At 44.3% G+C, this 16,789-nt stretch carries 20 protein-coding genes; 18 read left to right on the top strand and 2 right to left on the bottom strand.

Annotation, left to right across the window (positions count from 1 at the left end):
• Positions 1–3: 3 nt before the first annotated feature.
• The 7 genes from BN1938_RS02395 to BN1938_RS23810 all read left to right on the top strand — a co-directional run bounded on the left by BN1938_RS02395 (position 4) and on the right by BN1938_RS23810 (position 5,979).
• Positions 4–378, top strand: a complete 375-nt coding sequence (locus BN1938_RS02395; protein WP_050639070.1) for a hypothetical protein — start codon at positions 4–6, stop codon at positions 376–378.
• Positions 379–2,220: a bifunctional DNA primase/polymerase gene (locus BN1938_RS02390; RefSeq protein ID WP_050639069.1), complete on the top strand. Its 1,842-nt coding sequence runs from the start codon at positions 379–381 to the stop codon at positions 2,218–2,220. It begins immediately after the preceding gene.
• 192 nt (positions 2,221–2,412) lie between these two features.
• Positions 2,413–2,775, top strand: coding sequence for a hypothetical protein (locus tag BN1938_RS02385; RefSeq protein ID WP_050639068.1), 363 nt, complete (start codon positions 2,413–2,415; stop codon positions 2,773–2,775).
• Positions 2,744–3,094, top strand: a complete 351-nt coding sequence (locus tag BN1938_RS02380) for a PDDEXK family nuclease (RefSeq protein ID WP_050639067.1) — start codon at positions 2,744–2,746, stop codon at positions 3,092–3,094. Before BN1938_RS02385 ends, BN1938_RS02380 begins: the two co-directional genes overlap by 32 nt.
• Before the next feature lie 71 nt (positions 3,095–3,165).
• Entirely contained in the window at positions 3,166–4,266 is a 1,101-nt protein-coding gene (locus tag BN1938_RS02375) for a sigma-70 family RNA polymerase sigma factor (RefSeq protein ID WP_242843789.1), read from the top strand.
• 427 nt (positions 4,267–4,693) lie between these two features.
• Positions 4,694–5,344, top strand: a complete 651-nt coding sequence (locus BN1938_RS02370) for a hypothetical protein (RefSeq protein ID WP_050639066.1) — start codon at positions 4,694–4,696, stop codon at positions 5,342–5,344.
• A gap of 149 nt (positions 5,345–5,493) precedes the next feature.
• Positions 5,494–5,979, top strand: coding sequence for a hypothetical protein (locus tag BN1938_RS23810; RefSeq protein WP_242843788.1), 486 nt, complete (start codon positions 5,494–5,496; stop codon positions 5,977–5,979).
• A 344-nt stretch (positions 5,980–6,323) separates the two neighbouring features.
• Here BN1938_RS23810 and BN1938_RS02360 read toward each other — a convergent pair whose 3' ends face one another.
• Together BN1938_RS02360 and BN1938_RS02355 are read right to left on the bottom strand one after the other, a co-directional pair.
• Positions 6,324–6,869 carry a Uma2 family endonuclease gene (locus BN1938_RS02360; protein ID WP_050639065.1) on the bottom strand — a complete coding sequence of 182 codons (546 nt, stop codon included), beginning with the start codon at positions 6,867–6,869 and terminating at the stop codon, positions 6,324–6,326.
• A 102-nt stretch (positions 6,870–6,971) separates the two neighbouring features.
• Complete coding sequence (locus BN1938_RS02355; RefSeq protein WP_148487109.1) at positions 6,972–7,151, bottom strand: hypothetical protein; 180 nt, start codon at positions 7,149–7,151, stop codon at positions 6,972–6,974.
• A gap of 433 nt (positions 7,152–7,584) precedes the next feature.
• Between BN1938_RS02355 and BN1938_RS02350 the strand changes: the two genes are divergently transcribed.
• The 11 genes from BN1938_RS02350 to BN1938_RS02300 all read left to right on the top strand — a co-directional run bounded on the left by BN1938_RS02350 (position 7,585) and on the right by BN1938_RS02300 (position 16,767).
• Positions 7,585–7,860, top strand: coding sequence for a hypothetical protein (locus tag BN1938_RS02350; protein WP_050639063.1), 276 nt, complete (start codon positions 7,585–7,587; stop codon positions 7,858–7,860).
• 111 nt (positions 7,861–7,971) lie between these two features.
• Positions 7,972–8,211: a hypothetical protein gene (locus tag BN1938_RS02345; RefSeq protein ID WP_050639062.1), complete on the top strand. Its 240-nt coding sequence runs from the start codon at positions 7,972–7,974 to the stop codon at positions 8,209–8,211.
• A 177-nt stretch (positions 8,212–8,388) separates the two neighbouring features.
• A complete protein-coding gene (locus BN1938_RS02340; protein WP_050639061.1) occupies positions 8,389–8,694 on the top strand; it encodes a hypothetical protein in 306 nt (101 codons plus the stop codon).
• A gap of 23 nt (positions 8,695–8,717) precedes the next feature.
• On the top strand, positions 8,718–9,089 hold the full coding sequence (locus BN1938_RS02335) for a hypothetical protein (RefSeq protein ID WP_050639060.1): 372 nt from the start codon (positions 8,718–8,720) through the stop codon (positions 9,087–9,089).
• A gap of 84 nt (positions 9,090–9,173) precedes the next feature.
• Positions 9,174–9,440, top strand: a complete 267-nt coding sequence (locus BN1938_RS02330; protein ID WP_050639059.1) for a hypothetical protein — start codon at positions 9,174–9,176, stop codon at positions 9,438–9,440.
• A gap of 164 nt (positions 9,441–9,604) precedes the next feature.
• Positions 9,605–9,850 carry a hypothetical protein gene (locus tag BN1938_RS02325; RefSeq protein WP_050639058.1) on the top strand — a complete coding sequence of 82 codons (246 nt, stop codon included), beginning with the start codon at positions 9,605–9,607 and terminating at the stop codon, positions 9,848–9,850.
• A gap of 11 nt (positions 9,851–9,861) precedes the next feature.
• Complete coding sequence (locus BN1938_RS02320; protein WP_050639057.1) at positions 9,862–10,983, top strand: tyrosine-type recombinase/integrase; 1,122 nt, start codon at positions 9,862–9,864, stop codon at positions 10,981–10,983.
• 461 nt (positions 10,984–11,444) lie between these two features.
• Positions 11,445–12,422, top strand: coding sequence for a Gfo/Idh/MocA family protein (locus tag BN1938_RS02315; RefSeq protein WP_050639056.1), 978 nt, complete (start codon positions 11,445–11,447; stop codon positions 12,420–12,422).
• 53 nt (positions 12,423–12,475) lie between these two features.
• On the top strand, positions 12,476–13,867 hold the full coding sequence (asnS, locus tag BN1938_RS02310) for an asparagine--tRNA ligase (protein ID WP_050639055.1): 1,392 nt from the start codon (positions 12,476–12,478) through the stop codon (positions 13,865–13,867).
• A gap of 177 nt (positions 13,868–14,044) precedes the next feature.
• Entirely contained in the window at positions 14,045–15,097 is a 1,053-nt protein-coding gene (locus tag BN1938_RS02305) for a metallophosphoesterase family protein (protein ID WP_050639054.1), read from the top strand.
• Positions 15,098–15,117: 20 nt separating this feature from the next.
• Complete coding sequence (locus BN1938_RS02300; protein ID WP_050639053.1) at positions 15,118–16,767, top strand: ATP-binding protein; 1,650 nt, start codon at positions 15,118–15,120, stop codon at positions 16,765–16,767.
• The last annotated feature ends 22 nt before the right edge of the window (positions 16,768–16,789 follow it).

Genomic DNA, 16,789 nt, shown 5'->3' with positions numbered 1-16,789 from the left:
GGGATGCAGAAAAATGAGCATAACAGAGTACATACAGGGAATCAGCCCGGCAAGGCAGAGTTTCCTATAACAAGTCTTCTTCCAATAGGAAAGGAAAATGCTATTCCCACGCAGGAGCTTGTGAAGCTGGCAGGATGCAAAACGTCACGGGAATTACAGCAGTATATTGCATTGGAGCGTAAAGCCGGGGCGGTTATATGCTCTTCCACTACAGGGGGCTATTTCATTCCTGCGAACCATGCGGAGATCGCGGAATTCTGTAAGTCACTGGAAAACAGGGCCAGCAATACGTTTGTAGCGATCCAGAGCGCAAGGCGGGCATTGCAGATGCCAGAGGGGCAGCAGGATTTTATAAGAGGACAAGGGGCGGGTGAGTAAATGGCAGAAACAATGAAGGACTGGGCCTTAAAGTATGCTGATATAGGGCTGGCAGTATTCCCGCTGAAGCCAAAGGATAAGCGCCCAGCAACAGAGAACGGATGTAAGGCGGCTACTACTGATAGTCGGCAAATCGAAACCTGGTGGAGCCGCTGGCCAAATGCAAACATCGGAATAGCAACGGGGAGTGTTTCAGGCGGCTTGGTGGTAATTGACTTGGATGTGGACAAGGACAAGGGCATTAATGGATATGAGAGCCTGGCTATCTGGCAGAAGGAAAACGGAGAACTGCCGGAAACCTGGACAAGCATCACTGGGCGGGGTGGGTACCACTACATTTATATAGATGGAGCCACTAATCGGAACAGAGCAGGGCTTTATGATGGCATCGACATTAGGGGAGAAGGCGGCTATATAGTAGCACCACCCAGCATACACCCAAATGGGCGTCAGTATGAATGGGAGCAGGGGCCGGGAGATTGTGAGATCGCTCAGGCAGACAATAGAGTTATGAACTTCCTTATGGGGCCTGTACCGGAGAGGTGGGAAAAGCAGACTTTCCAAGAACCGGAGATGATACCGGCTGGAGAGCGGACAAGCACTATGATACGGCTGAGTGGAAGCCTGAAAGCAAAAGGACTTGACGATGAAGCCATCAAAGCAGCGGTCAGAGCAGAGAATGAAAAGAAGTGCATCCCACCGCTCACCGATCAGGAGCTTGAAAAAACAGTATTTCCGGCATTAAAAAGAGGATGGAGAACAGAGAAACCTTATACAGCGGTACATGATACCGGGAAATTCCGTCAGCAGAAGAATCATAGCCTTGAAATGTTAACAATGGAAGAAGTAGAAGAGAAAAGCCCAGAGTGGTTGATTACAGATTACATACCGAGATATCAGATCACTACGCTTGCCGGAGATGGTGGCGCAGGAAAGACAACTATATGGTGCGACATAGCGGCAGCGGTTAGTAGCGGAAATCCTTGTTTTCTTGAGGCCGGAATCCCGGAAGACTTTTCCAAGGCAGATCCGGGAACAGTTCTTTTCTTTTCATCAGAAGATTCGGCAGAGTATACGTTGCGTAGCAGGCTGAGAAAGGCTGGGGCCGCATTGGAGAATATACATTCCATCAGCCTGAAAGATGAACGGTTTTCTGATGTAAAGTTCGATAGCCCGTTCCTGGAAAGACTGATTGAACATTATCGTCCAAAGTTGGTAATATTTGATCCGATTCAAAGTTTTATACCGCCAGACATCCAGATGGGACAAAGAAATGCCATGAGATCATGTTTAAACCCTTTGATTGGTTTGGGCGAAAAATACGGGACTACTTTACTTGTGATTGTTCATGCAAATAAACAGAGCGGTGTTTATGGTCGAAAAAGGATAGCTGATAGTGCTGATATCTGGGATATATCCAGAAGTGTATTAATGGTGGGAGATACCCCGGAAAAGGGTGTTCGCTATCTGTCACATGAGAAGTGTAATTATGGCATGACGGGTGATACGGTACTTTTCTCCATTGAAAATGGCAGTATTATAAACAAAGGATATACAGAGAAGAAAGACCGGGAGTTTGTGAGCGAGAATTCTTTTATTGTCCAGCAGAGGCCGCAAAAGGAAGAGGCGAAAGAGTTTATATTGTCATTCCTGGGTGATGGAGAAAAAGAGGTTGCGGAACTGGATGAGATGGCAGCGGCGCAAAGTATAACCAAGAATTCATTGAAAAATGCCAAAGCCGAATTAAGGAAAGAAGGTAAGATAAAATACCGTAATTTTGGCTATGGGAGTGACCGTAAATATTACATTTCTCTTATACCCAGTGAAAAAGTCAACGAGTAAATAAAAAACATAGTATTTATAAGGGTTTGAGATACTAGAGGGGGGTCAACGAGTAAAGCGAGTAAAGGCTATTTACTGGAGGGGGGCCTCTAGTAAATGGAGCCCTTGTAAACAGGGCGTTTGCCCTTTACTGGTTGACCGGTGGCCCGGGTATATGAGAATCAACGAGTAAGGAGAGGAGCCAACGAGTAAGTGAGCGTGAACATATTAGCAGATTTTAAGGAGAATGGTATTGATAAAAATGAGCCACATATTGTGCTGTATACAGATAATGAGTATGAGGCAGGCATGATTATAAAGGCGAAACTGGAGGAGAGAGGCTGTAAGGTTGAATCTCTGATTGTGGTTGAAGGAAAATGGACGCTGGTGCAACTTCATGATATGGCTAATTATGGTACTGGAATAGAAAAGGTACATCCCCGGCTGTTGTATGTGTCTGGCGACATGTTGCAGTATCTGAACGGATTAAGAAACAGGCCGGAAGAAGTGGCACAACTAAAAAATGAAATCAGGAGAAGGGCAAATGGACAGAAAGGAAACAGGGAAGCGCAGTAGGAATAAAGGTAAAGCAGGAGAACGCGAGCTGGCAGGAGTATTAAGGGATTATGGATATGATTGCAGGAGAGGGCAGCAGTTTTGCGGCAGCAATGGGGACGCTGATGTCGTTGGTCTTCCTGGAATACATATCGAATGTAAGCGGACGGAGCGGTTAAGCCTGTATGATGCAATGGGACAGGCTGAAAGGGATTCACGTAGAGAAGAGATACCAGTAGTTATGCATCGTAGAAACCATTGTGAATGGCTTGCGATCCTTCCTCTTGATAACTTCATGGAGATTTACAGAGAGTGGGAGGCAGGACAGATACAAAAATAAAAGAGCCTGCCACAAAGGACAAGCCCACAGCCTTAAAAACCTAACATTTATTGTAAAGGAGTGGGCCGTACATGTCAAATGAACACCGGGTGAACCCCGGCAATTTTCAAAACGAACTACGGAGGAACAACGGGGAATTTCAAAATAAGCAGAGAGGAAGCAGTGAGAACTTTCCAGTTGAACCATTGGTGAACAACACAAAATTACAGATTGAACCGCGGGGGAACGGCGAGAATATTCAGGTTGAACCCCGAACGTACCCCAGGAGTGGCGTAGCTGCGTGTACAGCGGAAAATTCCGTTGTACTATCCAACGAAATGATTGTAGAACAGCTTCAGAGGGGGATTAATGAGAATGATAATATGCTACAGCTATGGCAGCAGAACCAACGGTTCGTAAAAATGATGGCAGTGAAGTTTACGGGCCGTGCTGAATTGGAGGATCTGATGCAGGAGGGATATATTGCTTTGTGTGAAGCTGTTCGACACTATGACCCGGAGAAGGGAGTTGCATTTATCACTTATGCTGCGTTCTGGATCAGACAAGGTATGCAACGGTATATTGAGAATTGTGGCAATGTGGTGCGTATTCCTACACATGCCCGGGAATGGATGCACAAATATAAGAGGATGGAAGCAGAGTACCGGAAATATTATGGCGCGGTTCCAACAGATCAGGTATTGTGTGCGCTCCTGGGGATCAGCCAGGAGAAGCTAAAGTCCATCAGAGAAAGTATAGGAATGGGGCAGATTCGCAGCCTGAATGAACCTTTAGGGGATGAAGAAGGCGAACTGACTGTAGAGGACTCTGTTGGATCAGGTGAGGAGCTGGAAGGGGATATAATCGGCCGACTGGACTACCAAGGCATGAAGAAACAGCTCTGGGAAGCGGTGGACAGCCTGCCAGGGATACAATCGGATGTAATACGCTGCCGGTTCCTGGACAGCAAAACTCTACAGGAAATAGGAGAGAAGCATAATCTTTCACGGGAGGCAGCGCGGAGCTATCAGGACAAAGCCATGAGGGAATTAAGAAAGCCCAGCAGGAGCCGGAAGTTCAGAGGGTACTATGAAGAATATATTGCGGCTGCATCAATCCATCATATAGGACTTAAATCTTTCCGGCGTACATGGACAAGTGAGGTTGAGAGGGATGCCATTGGAATATGGTGACGTTCCGAACGTTCGCAAAACGACGAATGCGAATGGCATTTATTTGCTGGGATCTGGCAGCAGGCTACATTTTGTTGAATCCCCCCTAAAATAAAATGCAGGAAAGCCTATAGTAGGCCGGTTGTGGGGATTCAGATAATGCACGGGTCGCATATATGGGGGTGTGGTATCGAGGACGCAGAGAAGCCCCCCGACCCTTCCAGCACCGATTTAAACGTGATAGGAACCGGAGTGGGTAACTGTTTCCAATAGTGCAGCACTCTGAAAATATTTTTTCCATCTCAATCTAAGAATAAATATGAATACTATTTGAGGTGTTGCAATAATAGATTGGGGACAGGATCAAGACATTCGAGATCCCCTAAAAGGAACGTTACAATGTTGTATACTTAGTATTTCGTATATTTACAAAACAAAGGAGCGGAGAATGAGAAGCTATATTGATGTAAAGGATTGCATAAAGCTGGGCGCGAGGAACATGACTGCCGCCATAGCAAAGATAAACGGAAAAGAGTACAACATACAGTTCACGAAGCAGAGGACAGGATATGGTGAAAAGCTGTTTCTTGTTTGCCCGAAGTGTGGCAGCAGGCGTACAAAGCTGTATCTGTATGGAGATGGGCTTCTGTGCCGGGAATGCTATCCGTTTCCGGTTTATGACAGTATTAAGAATGTATCTATCGGCAGCTATAACTATATTTCCTACAGGATGCTCGGGCTTGTAAGACGTGAACGAATTCCGATTAAGTTCCCGTTCCATTATCTTGAGTATGAGAAACCAAAATATAAGCAATTTGATAAATGGCACATGACAATTACAAAGCTACAGGCATTGGAGAACATGAGGAACCAGGCTATATTTTTCGGTAAGAAGTATTCACGGGCGACCATTAACAGCATCTTTGAAGAACGGAACCTATATCTGTATGTTTGTGATCTGTACGATCTGGATTTGTATTTCTATGATTGGGATGTTGGTTTCTTGAAATATCCGGGAAATGAGCCAGAGGTCAAGCCAACCGGTGTAATGAGTCAGGCAAGTAAATACCAGAGAGCGGTGTTAGGACGGCATCGTTAAGCTGGATAGAGGTAATTCGGACATGGTTACGTTCATGTGGAAATAAATCACTTTTAGGTGAGGTTTTGGTGAGGTATGTGGAAGTGATCATCGTTATCACATAATATGAGCTGATATGGTATGGCTATGTCTGCATAAAGGAGGAAAACATGAGATTAAATGTGAATAGATATAAAGAACTATTGGAAAGTAAGAATTTGGATGAACTGGACATTGAGAGGAAAACAGGACTTTCTATGAGTACAATTAACTGGATATTTGAAAATGAGTATCTGGAGATAAGCGCATTGGAGCGGCTGGCTTCTGTTGTAAAGTGTGGTACAAAGGAGATTGCTCTGCCAGATCATAACAACATTGAGAATGTCATTGAATGGCAGCGAGACAGTAAGATCGCAACGGTGAGCCTTACCCAGGGTAGAACCATTACAAGGGTGATGAGACTGGCAGAGAGCCGCCCGGAGGAATGCCGGATCATTGCAGAGAATAAAGATGGCAGCATTTGTGCCAGGGTTCCGGTAGGATGGATAAGAATAAACCCGGGAATGAACTTGAATGAGGAACAGAGAGAAAAACGGGCTGATCGGATGCGCTGCAATATTTTGAACAACGATTATAATCGTGGCGAAACGGGATAAAATCAATTTAAATGCCTTTAGGGGAGAAATATAAGGGGAAAGGTTTAAAAAGGCTTTTTAATAAGAATTGCATGGAGTAGTGTTGGACATTAACAATTTACATATTAGTGGGATATGAAAGGCTGTTATATACTTGGTGGAACAGCGGCGGGATGCTTCCGCTTTTCATATCTTAAAAACATCCTTCATTTTCTGAGTCCCTAAAAAGGTTCTGGCTATTTTGGATACCCTAAAAAGAGTATCCCGACAAATGCGACACCCTAAAAAGGCTATGCGGACATTTCGGACATCCTAAAAGGAAAAATAATACCGCCCTCAATCCTGATGGATGGGGCGGCAGTGGGTTAAATATTCAGTTGTCCGAAGTCAATTGACAGGTCTTCATAGATGCCTGCTTTTACAGAATCGGAGAAAGTGTATTCGATAGTGTCTTCTGATTCAAAGTTATATACCATAATACGGTTTTTATCAGGGTCAACTATCCAATATTCCCGTACCCCGGCAGTGCGGTATTTGAATAATTTGGTGTAGTAGTCCATGCGTCTGCTGCCCGGGGAAACAATTTCAATGATCCAGTCCGGTGCACCAACACAACCTTTATCATTGAGCTTGTTTGGATCGCATATAACGCTTATATCAGGTTCCACATAGGTTTTATCATCCTCATTAAGGAAGACGGCGAATGGGGCAACATAGGGTTTACATGGGCCATCCTTTGATTTGATGTAGTTATTAATAATGGTTAATAGCTCAACAGCTATTTCCTGATGCCTCCTGTTTGGTGGGGCCATGTAATATATCTGCCCGTCAATTAGCTCGGCATGTTCCCCATCAGGCAGAGAATAAATAAAGTCAGTAGTGTATTCTTTCTTTTGGTTTGGTAATGACATGGTAACACATCCTCTCATGAAATAGTATTGACGGAGTGGCAGTGGTTATTCAGAGATTTCCGAGGCCCTAAAAAGGAATCTGGTTTCGCTCACTTTTGAGCTTTATTCAGTATCGCGTTCCATTCGTTCATCAACAGCCTTTTTAATGTAACCGTTGACTGATTCCCCTGTCATATCTGCATGTTGGCGCACTGTTTCTTTGTAACCTTTTGGGACAACGAGATTAATTCTTTCTCTATTTTCAGACTGCCATTTATTTTTATAGTCTGTTTTTCCTGCCAAAACTATCACCTTCTTTCATGGGGGCGCTCTGATAATGGAGACACCTTTTCTATTATGGTTAGATTATAACATTAATTTCAATCGTGCACAAGATACAAAATGGCCAAATCTTGCACACGATATTTGTGTATAATGTCAATTGAAATAATATCGTGTACACGATATAATATAATCAAGATAAAGGTAAGGCAAACGAACAGCCCGAAAAGCTGTGAAGCTGAAAACCATATACTGATGACCAAGCCAGGAAGAGCAGCGGAATAGTTCAGAAGATGATTCAGCCGGATGCCAGACCAGTATCAACAATAAATAAAAGCAATCGGGGAAGTCGAAAGCCCCCACAAACTTTGAGCCATATACTTGTGAACGGTCTGGAGACGCGGTAATAGTCAAGAAGATGCTCAAGGGATTGCACTGGAAAGGAGATTTTACAATGACAGAGAGAATGATTGTCAACCGCGTAAGAAAGCTGAAAGAGCTGGAAGCGCAGCAGAAGGAGATTGAGGAACAGATCGAGGCACTGAAAGCTGAGATCAAAGCAGACATGCAGAGGAAGGATTTGGAGGAGCAGAAGGCCGGGGATTACACGGTAAGGTTTACAACGGTTATCTCAAACAGATTCGATGGTAAAGCATTCAAAGCGGATCACTCAAAGCTGTATGACCAGTACATGAGGGCAACGGAGAGCAGAAGATTCTCCATCGCTTAAAGAAATAGCCCTTGCCAGTGCCGCAAACACTGACAGGGGCGGCATAGCCGGAGCTACACTATAAAACCAAATACATAGTAGCATAATCCCGACGGAAAGATCAAGAGTGCAATGGAAGAAAGATTCACTGATATAAGCAACCAAGTGTTAGAAATGGAAGTCCTGGCTGAAAGAATTCGTGTCCTTAGTAATGATTTAGATCAGGAATATTTTGGTCGGTGTATAGGAAAGGAGGAGTTGTGGAAAATCGCAGGGCATTACTATGAGCATGCAGGAATAAAGATGGACATGATATTATCGATGACTTGCGATATATGTAATATGTTGGGGGCATTACAAGAATCATTATAGCGGCCCTTGGGGGTTCGGCATCGATGCCGAAAGTGGCAACGTTGCTGTACGGTGGTCTAGAATGAACGTGACCATCCTTTAGGCAATATAATTGAAAGCATTTAAGGACATGGTAACTGATTTTCCCCTTGTTGGAAAAATGTTGTTACAGATTTAGCGGAAAGAAGGTATAGAAGTATGAAAAATGAAGGATATAGGCAATGTATAGTACAAATGCTTTATCTGATGGATAGTGAGGAGGATAACGAGGTTCTGAAAGAGATATATACCATTGCACGCTACAATTATATTAAAATGGCTCCTGATAGAAGGAAGCAAATTGATAAGTGTAGAGGTAAAGTATTCAGGATCATAGCCGGAATGGATAGAGAGCGCGTCAGGGAATTATATAACTTATTAGTTGGACATTACAGATTTTCAGGGGAACGGTGCGGCAACACCTGCCCCCTGGGAAGTAACAGCCATAAATTAAATTATGATTGATAAGTTGGTTGGAGGATTAATCTATGGTTAAATATATAAAACTTAAACCCGGCGAAGAGCTGCGGAAGGCTGAAATTCTGAATGAACAATTACTTTTTGAAATGCTGACTGATGAGCAATTTTCTGAGATTGAAGATGGTAAGTGCTTGGAATTGAAGGGCGAGTACTACATGCAGAAACAGCCATTATACGGAATATCCCCCCAGATAGACTTTGAAAAGAACATGCCCTATATAGAATTGATAGAGAGCTTTGATGCAAATTATCTTATGCAGGAAAGGGGGTGCGAAGCTGTCTTTAACAGCATTGATTATGCTGTTCAGGTTGTTGACATACATAAGATGATAGGGCGGTTTAACTCCCACATAGAAATTGTAAAAAAGATTAGTGGATAGGAGGGCGGGGAGTAATTCAGAAGAGCAATTTCTTACAATGGGAGTACGTAGAGCCCAATACATTAGAGAAAGAAGGTGAATTCTATGAAAGCGGATATTATCGAACAAATATACCGGTATTATGTACAGATGCCGCGCTATAAGGAGTTGCGGGAGATTTATGATTATGATATTCCTGCAGCCCGGTGTGATGATCTGGAAAACAGCATGGGAGCAGAAAACTATTCGAAAGCCCAGGAGATAGCCTTATCTATATCTGGCCAGGCTGAAAGGGTGGGATTCATACTTGGCTTCCAGATTGGGACAAAGCTCATGTGCGAGTCCATAGGAGAATGGGGGGTGGGCGAATGACCGGAAAAGCAAAAACCCCAAGGGTGCGGCAACACCGATGGGGCAAAAAATAAGCATAACCCAATACACACAGTACGGGCTATATTGATTATATACCGTCATATAGCCCAATTGCAAGACAAGATTACCTGCTGCCAGACAGCGGTGAGAGAAAGGACGGTTATATGTCAAGAATAGGAAATATATATACAGAATCATACAGTAAATCATCGGCTGCCATATCAGCGGATGGCGAATTGTCCGAAAGGATCCATGAAGAAATCATGGACATGATCGAGGAGCCTGCCAGCATGACAAAGGAATCCGTAGCAGATTTAATTTATGCCGGGAGCAGCTATGGACAGAAAGCAGGCTTTGAGAGCGGCTTTAACTATGCAATAGCCCTGATATTTGAAAGCCTAATGAGTTAGGCGGTGGTTACATGGCAGTCGATAAGAACGGGAAAAAGTTGCCACCAGGGATAAGGCAAAGGGCGAATGGTCGATATGAAGGCCGTATTAAGTATCAGTATAAAAGCTATTCTGTATATGCGGATACTATTACCGATACAAAAAAGAAAATGAATGATTTAAAGTATAAGCTGCAGCACGGTTTATATGTAGAAAGCAGCAAAACCACCCTGGATGAATGGTTTGAAACCTGGCTGAATGTGTATAAGAAGAACAAACTTAAAAAAGGAACTATTTCGACATATAAGAAACAATATAGTTACATGGTGAAGGGCAAAATAGGCAAAAAGTATATTACCGATATCAGAGGTGAGCACATTCAAACTCTTTACAATGATTTGGTTGAAGAAGATTATGCAGTCTCCAGCATCAAGATAATAGCGGCTATATTAAGTGGATGTTTTAAACAGGCATTCAAAAACGGTCTTATTGAACGTAACCCTGTTAAGCTGGCAGAGGTACCAAGTGAAAAGGACAAGAATGCTAGAAAAGCAATGACCAAGGAAGAACAGCACGTGTTTATGGAATACGCAAAAGACAGCTATCTTTTTAATTTCTATTCAGTGTTGCTGAGAACTGGATTGCGTAACGGGGAAATACGGGGACTCAAGTTTTCTGACATCGACAAGAAAAAAAGAGTGATTCACATTCGCAGGACATTAAAATATGAGGAGGGAGAAGGATATTATGAGGATACGCCAAAAACCAAGTCTTCCCGGAGGGACATTCCTTTAACACAGGATGTTGAAAAACTATTAGATGCACAAAAGCACTACTGGGGAGAGAAGATCGTAAATATAAGCAGGTATGTATTTTGTACATCAGATGGGAAGCCATTAAGCCGGGATCGGGTGCAGTATGAAATTGACCGCATTATAAAGCAGATCAACCAAAGCGGAAAGGAGTTTGAGCGTATAACACCGCATGTATTCCGACACACATTTGCAACACGTGCCATCGAGTCGGGAATGAAGCCGCAGACGCTCAAGGCGATCATGGGACACAGCTCACTGGCAATGACAATGGATTTGTACAGTCATGTAATGCCAGACACCAAGGCAACAGAAATGGAATTGATAGCGGTGGCATTTTAGGGCAGGAGAAATCCTGCTCTTTTATTTGTTTATGTACCCACTCTGTACCCACAATGGGGTAACAATTAATAAACTGTGATAAAAAATAACCCCGCACAAACCAGCGTTTTTGCGGGGAAATAAACAACGATAAACCTATATAAATAGGTAGCTTTATAAGTTTTGTTTTACGAGTGGAAGGTCTCGAACACTCGGTTTGAATCAGCCCATAAGACCTTATTTTTCAGGGCTTTGGAACGAGTAGTAGTATACCACATGGCATGGAGAAAATCAAGAAATACCCAGGACGAAAACCTGCTAGCACAATTTCGTACAACAGTGATTGATAATGCCGCATATATTTGCTACAATTTCATTGGTAGAACATGCAGAAAAAAGAATTAAATATATTGTGCTCATGCATGAAGCAGCAGGATCACTAACAGTAAAGACTTAAAGCAGGATTAGTAGGAGGCGGCATTATGAAATTAGGAATAGTAGGAAGCAATTTTATCAGCGACTGGCTGATTGAGGCAGCCGGACAGGTACCGGAGGCGGAGATTTGTGCGGTATACTCAAGGAAGCAGGAGACCGGGGATGCATTTGCAGGCAGGCACGGGATACCAAATGTATATACAGATTACGATAAATTTTTGGAATCGGAGATTGACGCTGTGTATATCGCCACACCAACGTATGCACATTGCGGGCAGGCTATTGAGGCGATGAAGCACAAAAAGCATGTCCTGTGCGAAAAGATTCTGGCTGTTAATGAGAGAGAAGCAGCGGCAATGTTTACCTGTGCAGAGGAAAACGGAGTCGTCCTTCTGGAGGCGATGCGCCCGGATTTTGACCCGGCTTATAACCTGATCAGGGAACATCTTCCGAAGATCGGAAAGCTGCGCAGGGTGACGGCAGAATACTGCCAGTACTCTTCTCGTTATGATAAGTTCAGGCAGGGAGAGGTTCTGAATGCCTTTAACCCGGAGCTGTCAAACGCGGCGATTATGGATATTGGGGTATACTGTATTCACACACTGGTCAGAATGCTGGGAATGCCGAAAGAAATAAAAGCGATTTCCACCAAATTAGAAAATGGCTTTGAGGGGAGCGGTATTGTCCTTATGCAGTACGATGACATGATGGCTGAGGCTGTTTATTCAAAGATTACCGATTCTGTGAATCCTGGTATATTCCAGGGAGAAGAGGGAAGTATTCTTATATATGGCATTGCGATGCCGCAGTCTATGGAAATTGTATACAGAGACGGGAAAAGGGAAGCGATTCCCTACACACCGGCTCCAAACAATATGGTATATGAAGTCAGGGAATTTGTAAGGCTTGCGCAGGAAAAATGCAGCGGGCATCCTTATCGAAAGTATTCACTGGATACACTGTGTGTTACGGATGAAGCCAGAAGACAGAACGGGATTGTATTTCATGCGGATTCAGTGTTATAATAGTACCAGTGTGTAATAAAAGGAAAAATTTGATGGAATAAGGAGTATTTGGTATGGATTTAGTTACAATTCGGGAATTATTTAAAAACAAAGAGAAATATCTGGACAAGAAAGTGACAGTTGGGGGATGGATTCGCAGTATTCGTGATTCAAAGACGTTTGGTTTTATTGTGGTCAATGACGGTTCCTATTTTGAACCGCTGCAGATTGTGTACCATGACAGTATGGAGAATTTTGAAGAAATCTCTAAGCAGAATGTAGGCGCAGCCATTATTGTTACAGGAACTTTAGTCGCTACACCACAGGCTAAGCAGCCGTTTGAGATTCAGGCAGACGAGGTGGAGATTGAGGGGACCTCAGCACCTGACTATCCGTTACAGAAGAAACGTCATAGTTTCGAATATCTCAGAACGATTTCTCATCTCCGTCCAAGGACAAATACATTTCAGGCGGTGTTCAGAGTGCGCTCTATGATTGCATATGCTATTCACCAGTTTTTCCAGGACAGAGGCTTTGTCTATGTGCATACGCCTCTTATTACGGGTAGTGACTGTGAGGGAGCGGGTGAGATGTTCAGAGTGACTACCCTGGATATGGACAATGTGCCGAAGAATCCGGACGGAACGGTAGACTACAGCCAGGATTTCTTTGGGAAAGAGACAAGCCTGACTGTTAGCGGGCAGCTGAACGGGGAGACATTTGCCCAGGCGTTCAGGAGCATTTATACTTTCGGACCTACTTTCCGGGCGGAGAACTCTAATACCACACGCCATGCAGCTGAATTCTGGATGATCGAGCCGGAGATTGCATTTGCAGATCTGGATGATAACATGGATCTGGCCGAGTCAATGTTGAAATATGTGATTTCTTATGTGCTGGAGAATGCGCCGGAGGAAATGAACTTCTTTAATTCTTTTGTGGACAAGGGGCTGCTGGACAGGCTGAAAAACGTGATAAACTCGGATTTTGCGAGAGTAACATATACCGAAGCGGTAGAACTTCTCGAGAAAAATAATGATAAGTTTGAATATAAAGTAAAATGGGGCACAGACCTGCAGACAGAACATGAGCGTTATCTGACAGAAGTGGTGTACAAGCGCCCGGTATTCGTAACAGACTATCCGAAAGAGATCAAGGCATTTTATATGAAGCTCAACGAGGACGGGAAAACGGTGGCAGCAGTTGACTGTCTGGTGCCGGGAATCGGTGAAATCATCGGAGGCAGCCAGAGGGAAGACGATTATGACAAGCTGATTCAGAGAATGAAGGAGATGAATCTTGAGGAAGAGGATTACAAGTTCTATCTGGATCTGAGAAAATATGGTTCCACCAGACATGCGGGGTTTGGCCTCGGATTTGAAAGATGCGTCATGTATCTTACCGGAATGTCCAATATCCGCGATGTTGTACCATTTCCGAGAACTGTAAATAACTGCGAACTGTAGATTTTATTTCCACAAGGGCTGGGGGCCGTCGATCCTATAGCCTGCCGGGATGCCAATATTAGATATTTATTGCCCAGCCGCCTGCGGCGGGGGAAGATGGATTGAGGACGTAACAGACCGGTCATTGTTACGTCCTCAAGTCACTTTTTAACAGTATGTTATTATATGGAGGTACCTATGAAATTTATCCACATTGCCGACACTCATCTGGGAGCGCAGCCCGATGCAGGGACTGCTTATAGTGCGGGACGCGCCCGGGAACTATGGGATACTTTTTCACAGGTGGTTACACTGTGTGAGGAAGAGCAGACAGATGTACTGCTTATAGCCGGGGATCTGTTCCACAGGCAGCCGCTTCTGCGGGATCTGAAGGAAGTAAACTATCTGTTCTCCACATTATCACATACAAAGGTAGTTCTTATTGCAGGAAATCACGATTTTATGAAAAAGGGCTCTTATTACCGGACTTTCCAGTGGAATGAAAATGTGTATCCACTGCTGGGGGAAAGGATGGGATATGTGCTGCTGCCTGACCTGGATCTGGCGGTGTACGGGTTCAGTTATCACGCCAGGGAGATCCGGGAAGAGCGCTGTAATGTGAGGGCCGGGGGACATGCACGATACGAGATTCTCCTGGCTCATGGCGGTGACGAGAAGCATGTTCCACTCAAAAAAGAGGACCTGGAGGCCTCCGGGTTTGATTATATCGCGCTGGGGCATATCCATAAGCCTCAGGCCCTGATCAAGAACTTTGCTGTATTCGCGGGAGCTCTTGAACCTGTGGATAAAAATGATACGGGGCAGCATGGTTTTGTGCGCGGAGAAATAACAGAACAGGGAGTCCGTGTGGAGTTTGTCCCGTGTGCGGTAAGGGAATACATCCATCTGGCGCTGCGCGTGAATGAGCGGATGACGAATGGGAGTGTGAAAGACTATATCCGGGAGACGGTGGAGAAAAGAGGTACGCAGAATCTTTATAAATTTATTCTCCGGGGCCTGAGGGATCCGGATGTAGAGTTTGAAACAGAATACATGGATTTTTACGGGAATATTATAGAGATTGAGGATGAGACTTGTCCTGCATATGATTATCAGGCGCTTTATGAGGAAAACAGGGATAATGTGCTGGGAAACTATATAGAAGAATTTTTAGGATGTGAAGAAGGAAGTGTGGAACATCAGGCACTACAGGCAGGTGTGCAGGCACTTCTGGAGAATAGTCTGTCCTGATCCGGAGAGAGTTGAAGAGTATGGTAATTAAAGAGTTGTATTTGGAGAATTTTGGGAAGTTTTCAGATAAGCATTTTTACATAGAGGAAGGAATCCATGTTTTTTACGGAGAAAATGAATATGGCAAATCTACGGTCTATGCATTTATAAAGGCAATGCTTTTCGGCATGGAAAGAGGGCGCGGACGTGCCGCTCAAAATGATGGGTTCAGCAGATACGAGCCATGGGTTAACCCCAATTACTATGCCGGATCTATGCGGTTTTCCATAGCGGGAAAAAACTTCTTTCTGGAACGGAAGTTTGACAGATATACAAAGAGTGCGGGCCTTGTCTGTGAAGATGATGGGGAAGAATTATCTGTGGATGACGGAGACCTGGACATGCTTTTGGGTAAAATGACGGCCGAATCTTTTGAGAATACTGCGGCCGTGGGACAGCTTAGCGCAAAGCCAGGGCAGGGTCTGGCAGAAGAATTGAAAAATTATGCGGCAAATTATTATGAGACAGGAAGCAGTACCGTTGACCTTGGAGGCGCCCTGGAGACTCTTCGCCGGCGCAGAAAAGCTGCAGAACAGGAAATCAGGTCCCTTGGGGAAATGCAGGAAACAAAAAAGGATACAATACGGCAGGAATGCCAGTATGTATCTGAGGATGCCGGGAAACTGCAGAGAGAACTGGAAGAAAATCAAAAGATATTGAAAAGTTTACTGGATGAAAACGCTGAAGATTACGAGGGTAGAGGGCATTTACGCAAAGAGCACCTCCCGGCTGATTCATTAGAAACGATTTCGTTTACGGAAGATGAAGCAGAGAATCACGAGGCAGACCAATATAAAAACTTGATAGCAGTGGGTGGATTAGGAATTGCTGCAGGGGGATTGGGACGGCTCTGGAGCGTACTTGCCGGCAGTGGAGAAGTATTTGCCGGAGGCGGGGCGATCTCCGTTCTGTCATGGATTTTTCTGGCCGCAGGACTGCTGCTTCTCGGTACCGGTGCTGTAAAGTATGGAAAGTACAGGATGCAGAGCAGCAAGAGGCGAAATGCCGGGCAAAGAGTGGTCACCCGCCAGGAGTATACGGAAAACGATTACGAAAAGAAACGCCAGATCGAAGAGAACAGGCAGAAACTGGAGTGGGAAAATCAAAGAATCAAAGCACAATGGAAAGAGAAGCAGGTAAGATTCCAGAATTTACAGGAGCAGCTGGCCGAGCTGGAAATGCCGGATAAAAGAATCAAAAACCTGCAGAACTGGGGCGCTGCACTGCTGCTTGCCGAGGAAAAGATGATTCAGGCATCCCGTAATATGACGCAGGGGTTTGGGAACATTTTAAATCAAAAAGCATCGAAGATATTAGAACAAATAACCGGCGGAAGGTATACAAAACTTCTTGCAGATGAAAATCTGAACCTGACCTTATTTGAAGGCGGGCGGCGGATACCGGTGGAGAGGGTATCGCGTGGAACCATAGAACAGGTATACTTCGCACTTCGTATGGCAGCCGTGGACATGCTCTATGAAGAACCGCTGCCTGTGATTTTTGACGACGCATTTGCATGTTATGACGAAAAAAGATTAAAATCTACTTTAAAATGGTTGAGTGAACAGCAAAGACAAGTTATAATATTTACTTGTCAAAAGCGTGAACAAGAAATTGTAAAACAATTCTGATAACGGAGTGCAAAAGGGTCAG

This window comes from Eubacterium sp. SB2 (genome assembly GCF_001244405.1).
Taxonomy (GTDB): Bacteria; Bacillota; Clostridia; order Lachnospirales; family Lachnospiraceae; genus Faecalicatena; species Faecalicatena contortus_B.
Note: the sequence above shows the minus strand (reverse complement) of the source record. Positions and strands in the feature narration are given on the sequence as shown.